This is a genomic window from Terrisporobacter mayombei, from assembly GCF_020748465.1.
Classification (GTDB): domain Bacteria; phylum Bacillota; class Clostridia; order Peptostreptococcales; family Peptostreptococcaceae; genus Terrisporobacter; species Terrisporobacter mayombei.
Window position 1 is genome coordinate 1 of record NZ_JAHZMP010000111.1, and the last position, 519, is coordinate 519.

The 519-nt window shown below is 55.5% G+C and carries 1 protein-coding gene; it reads right to left on the reverse strand.

Translation table 11 applies throughout. The features are described 5' to 3' along the window. A partial coding sequence (cheZ, locus tag K0039_RS24915) for a protein phosphatase CheZ (protein ID WP_228106808.1) occupies positions 1-519 on the reverse strand: 519 nt, incomplete at both ends.

Below are 519 nucleotides of genomic sequence, written 5' to 3' on the forward strand. Positions count from 1 at the left end.
CGGCTACCACCCCGGCTTTGCTGGTCTCGGACTGAGGTCCATTAAGCAAACTCTGATTTTCACGTTTTGGACGCGACTCCTTTTCCGGGATGTTTTCCCACAGCACCATCAGCGACTGGCGTTCGATCTCCTGAATGACATCCATCATCCGCGTAATGACCTGCCCGGTGAGATCCTGAAAATCCTGCGCCATCATGATTTCCAGCAGTTGCGCGTTAGTAAAGCTGGTATGCGCGGGTACATCTGCCAGAAATTGTCGTGTATCTGTTACCAGTCCACGGGCGTCGGCAAGGTCAATCGGATCGGCAAACCAGTCATCCCAACGTTGGGTTAACGCTTTTGCTGATTTCTCCATTTGATCCTGATGCGGTTGTGACGCCTCAACACTGTTCAGCGCCCGCTCCGCAGCCTGGGCGGTCATCTGCACAACATAGTACAAACGATCGCGCGCATCGGGGATGGCTTCCGCCGCTTCGGCAATGGCCTGATCCAGCCCCAGTTCCCGCAAACTGTCGCGCC